We start from the raw sequence: 4670 nt of genomic DNA on the forward strand, positions 1-4670 counted from the left end.
CATCACGGTCCCGGTGTTCAGTCTGATGGGTCTCAACGACGAACCGGCCCATCTGGAGGGTTACGGCCCGATCGACGCGGACACCGCGCGGCGGATCGCAGCTGGGGCGCCGAGCTTCACCCGGCTTCTCGTGCATCCGGAGACCGGGGTGGTACTCTCGGTCGGCCGGGACCGGTACAAGGTGCCCAAAGACCTCAAGAAGTACCTGCGGGTGAGGGACGAGACCTGCCGGTTCCCCGGCTGCAACCGGTCGGCGGCGCATGCCGACCTTGACCATTCGCTGGACTGGCAGTTCAACGGGCTGACCGCCGAGGACAACCTCGCCCACCTGTGTCCGCCGTGCCANACCTCGCCGAGCGGGCGCGCATTCGTGACCGAGCCGGCCACGTTCATCCGTGCGGTGGCACCTGAACCACCACCACCGCCGGAACCCGCCTCAGCAGCTCCGCCCGAACCCGCGCCGTTCTGACCTAAGGGTTGTTCGGCTGACTCGGGATCATATCCTTGCCGCGGCCCCCACCGCACGCCTACGATCTAGCCATGCCTCACCTCACCGTTCCAGGCGCGTCGCTCTACTACGAGACGACGGGCCACGTGTCATCACCGGCCCTGCTCCTTCTGCACGCGGGCATCGCGAACCTCCGGATGTGGGACCCCCAGGTCGCCGCGCTGGCTGCCAGCCACTTCGTCATCCGTTTCGACAGCCGGGGATTCGGCCAGACGCTCACCGAAGACGTGGAATTCTCCCCGCGCGGAGACGCCCTCGCGGTGCTCGATCACCTCGGGGTGGCGTCGGCCACGTTGATCGGGTGTTCCCGTGGCGGGTCGACCGCCATCGACCTGACCCTGGAACACCCGCACCGGGTGACGGGCCTGGTCACCATCGGCTCGGGTCCCAGCGGTTTTCCCGAGGTGGAACTGACCGAACTCGAGGATGCCCACTTCGACCAGCTCGACGCCGCCTTCGACGACCAGGATTGGCACAAGCTGGCCCGGCTCGAGGTCGCCCTGTGGGCTTTCGGTCCCCTCCGGAGCGAGTTGGAGCTCGACCCCGAATTCGTGGCCACGGCCTACGCGCTCAATCGCGTGAACGCGGTGCACGCGGAGGAACATCCGACACCGATGCCGCTCGAGCCTCCCGCCTTCGACCGGCTGGTCGACATCGAGGTGCCGGCGCTCGTCACAGTGGGCGAGTTCGATATCACCCCGGCCCTGGCCCAGTTCGAGTTCCTGCTCTCCACCGTGCCCGACGCCACCGGCTGCACCTTTCGGAATACCGCGCACCTGCCGAGCGTCGAGCAGCCGGCCGAATTCAATCGGGTCCTGGTGAATTGGCTGGCGGAGCACAACCTGTAACGAACGAGGCCGATCCGTGGGCCGTTCACGGTCCGTGCCGGACTTATTCACCGGGTCCCCGCACGCGTCTCTGACGCAGTGTCCTGCCGGTAGCCTTGGCACGTTCACATCCAGCGAGGGGCAACGATGTCGAAGATCGACTCCGACGACGATTTCACCGAGTTCGCGGGCACGGTCTTCTGGCCACGCAGCACCGCCGACCTCACGGACACCACGCGATGCCCGGCCTGCCACAGCCGACTGCGCTCCGCCGTCTGTTCGAACTGTGCCCTCGACCTGCGGCACCCCGCCGCCGCCCTGTTGCTGACCGCGTCGACGGATGCCGCAGCGTCGCTGGCCCGCCGCACCGCCGCACCGCCCTGATCGGGCGTATCCGCTTCGACGTGGCCGAGGCGCTGGCGGCCGAGCGTGTCGCACTCCGGGCCGCGGCCGCGGCGCCGAAGCCCGTGCCGATTCCGGTGCCACTGCCTCCGGCGGCTGCGCCGGCCCCCGTGTCGGCCCCCGTGTCGGCCAACGTGCTGGCCCCCGTGCTGGCCCCCGCCGCACCGGCAGCCCGGACTGTCCGGCCGCCGCGCGCTCCGCTGAAGGGGGCGACGGCATCCGTTCCCGGTGCGCCCCGACGCTCGAGCGTGCAGATCCTGCTCCTGCTGGTCGGCGTGACCCTGGTGTCGGTGGCCGCGATCTTCTTCATCACCGTGGCCTGGATCTATGCGGGCCACGAGGCGCGCTCGGCGATCATCGCCCTGTTCACCGTGGCCGCGCTCGTCACGGCGGGCGTGCTGCGGCGCAAGCGGCTCGTGGCCACGGCCGAGGGGATCGGAGCGCTGGTGGTGGTGCTGGTACTCCTCGACGCCTGGGCGCTGCGGCAGAACGACCTGTTCGGGCTCGCCGCCGCCGACGGCGCGGCCTACTGGGCATCACTCTGGTGAGCTGCACCGTTCTCTTCCTGTTCTGGCATGCCGTGTCCGGGCTGCGCGTCGCCAGCGTGTCCGGTTTTGCGGCCGCCGCGCTCGGCCTCGGCCTGCTCGCCGCCGGTCTCGCGGCCTGCCAGGACGACGCCAGCCGCCTGTTCGTCGGTCTGCTCGGCGCCGCCGTCGGCGCGTTCCTGCACCCGCTCACCCTGCCGCGCCGGGCTACCGGGCTCGCCGCCGGTGACATCCCGGCCCCGAGCGCCTCCGCCGCCCATGCACCAGACCCCACGCCGCACCCCGCACCGGCCGCACCGGTTCCGCACCGCTTCTGGCCCTCGGTCGACCGGGTGCCGGAGCGCGTATCTGTGCTGGTGCCGGGTGGACTCGCCCTGATCGGCGCGGCGCTCACGGCCACCATCGTCGATCCGGCCTTCACCCTCTCCCCGCTCATCACCCTCGGCGCGGTCACGGTCGCCGCCGTGCTGCACCAGATGCTGATCGTGCGCCGGGCGAGCCCCGGGTCCGCGGACGCGGTGTTCGCCTACGGCTGCGCCGCCCTCGCTGCCCTCACGCTGACGACCATTGCCCCCCTGATGGCCTACCGCGCGGACAACGTGACCGCGGCGATCACGGTGCCGATCCTGGTCGCGGTGCTGATTCCGCTGGCGGTCGAGCCGTACGCGCGCCGCCGATCCGCCGGACCGGCCCGCACCGCGGCGATCGTGGGCGGCGGAACGGCGGCCCTCGTCGCGGCGGGCTTCGCGGTGCTCGTGATCACCGCGGCCGCCATCCCCCTGCTCGTCGCGCTCACCAGTGGCCTGGCCGGCACCGGCACCGGCACCGGCACGATGCTGGCCCCGATCAGGCCGGACAGCGTCTGGGCGCTCGGCACCCTGGCCGCGGTCGGGCTGCTGGCCACGCTGGCGTGGCTGATCGGCGGCATCCCGACCGAACGCCGCCGCGTTCTCGCCGCGCTGTTTCTGGGCATCGCCGTACTCGCGGTGCCGTTTTCCGGCTCACTCCTTGCGGTGACGCTGCTCTATGCTCTGCTCGGATCCCTCTCGCTGGCGGCATTGGTGCCGGCGCGCCGGGGAAGGATGTCGCTCGGCGTGTTCCGCCCGGTCGCGCTGGCGTTCTTCGTGCTCACGGAAACGTTCGGCTACCTGGCTAGCTGGCAGAGCAGCACGATCTGGTGGATCGGCTCACTGGCGGCGATCACCGCCCTCCTCGGCGCCCGCCTGCTTGTCGACCGCACCGGCGACGTCGCCCGGGGCCTGCTGCTGGCCGGGGCGATCGCGCTTACCCTGGTCGCCGCCATCGCGGCGCCGTGGATGCTGACCCTCGGCGGGGCGCCATCCGTCACCGCCGTCTTCGTCGATTGCCTGCGCGCCCTCACCCTCACGACCGCGCTGCTGCAGCTGTTCGTTGCGCTCCCGCTGCCGCGTCTGTTCACCGTCGCCGACCGCCGCTGGGCGTTCTGGACGCTGCTCGCCCCGACCGTGCTGGCGTTCGCCCTGCCGGTGACGGTGCTCGCCGAAAGCCTCTCCGCCGCCGAGCGCGCCGCGCTGCTCCAGGGCGCACCGGCCGCGGGTATCGCGCACGCGACGGTGCTGCTCGCGGCCCTGCTGTTCTGGCTGCTGCTGCCCGCGAATCGGGACATCCTCGCGCGGGAACGACTCGTCGCCGCGATCGGCGTGGCCCCGGTTCTCTGGCTGCTGCTGTGGAGCGTCGCGCGAATCCCCCCGGCGACGCCGGAGGACCGCGTCCTCGTCGTCCCCGCCGCCGCGCTCGTCGCCTGCGGGCTGGGGCTCACCCTCGGCCTGCTGCGCGGCCGGAGCCGCGACCGCCTCGCCCTCGAGGCCGGCGCCGCCCTCGTGCTCGTGCCCGGCACGATCTGGGCCCTCGCCACCGCGCAGCCGCTGGGCTGGCTGATGCTCCTGCTGGCCGGCATCGCCGCCCTCCTCTCGGCGATCGCCGCCGACGGGCTGTTCGGTTCCCGGTCGCACCGCCGCCACCTCGGCTGGCTCGCCCTCGCGCTCGGCACGTCGGGGCTCTGGCTGGGCCTCGCCCGGGCCGGTACCACCGACGTCGAACCCTACGTGCTGCCGGTCGCGGGCGTCCTGCTACTGCTGGCCGCGCTGCTCCACCGGTTCGGCCGGATCGACCGGATCGACCGGGCCACGACGGCCGGCTCGGGCGCCGCGCTGCTCGCGTTCGCCGGCCTGCTGGTGGCCATCGTGCCGCTCGCGCTGGCCGCCGGCTCCGGCTCGCTTCTGCGCGCGGTGCTGGTGGCCGCGGCATCCGCCGTGCTGCTGCTCGGGGCCGGCTCCATCCGCTGGACGCCGCCGCGCTCGGCCTACCTCGCCGCCGCGGCCGCCGGCGGCGCGATCGGGCTGGCGCTGA

4 protein-coding genes and 1 pseudogene are annotated in these 4670 nt (G+C 72.5%); all 5 read left to right on the top strand.

Translation table 11 applies throughout. The annotated features are described in order from the left end of the window. Positions 1-469 (top strand): HNH endonuclease signature motif containing protein (locus tag E3T37_RS05840; RefSeq protein WP_134365875.1); only part of this gene is annotated, 469 nt, incomplete at its 5' end. Positions 470-540: 71 nt separating this feature from the next. Further along, the gene (locus E3T37_RS05845; RefSeq protein ID WP_134365876.1) at positions 541-1356 is read left to right on the top strand and encodes an alpha/beta fold hydrolase; all 816 of its coding nucleotides are present in this window, start codon (positions 541-543) and stop codon (positions 1354-1356) included. Between the two features lie 126 nt (positions 1357-1482). Continuing rightward, positions 1483-1719: a hypothetical protein gene (locus tag E3T37_RS05850; RefSeq protein ID WP_134365877.1), complete on the top strand. Its 237-nt coding sequence runs from the start codon at positions 1483-1485 to the stop codon at positions 1717-1719. Positions 1720-1739: 20 nt separating this feature from the next. Then, positions 1740-2285 (top strand): hypothetical protein, encoded by a 546-nt coding sequence (locus tag E3T37_RS05855; protein WP_134365878.1) that lies wholly within the window; start codon positions 1740-1742, stop codon positions 2283-2285. After that, a pseudogene (locus tag E3T37_RS05860) lies at positions 2282-4670 on the top strand (hypothetical protein); the annotation flags it as partial. The gene E3T37_RS05855 and the pseudogene E3T37_RS05860, both read left to right, overlap by 4 nt.

The sequence above is a fragment of the Cryobacterium sp. TMT2-10 genome (assembly GCF_004403075.1).
Lineage (GTDB): Bacteria > Actinomycetota > Actinomycetes > Actinomycetales > Microbacteriaceae > Cryobacterium > Cryobacterium shii.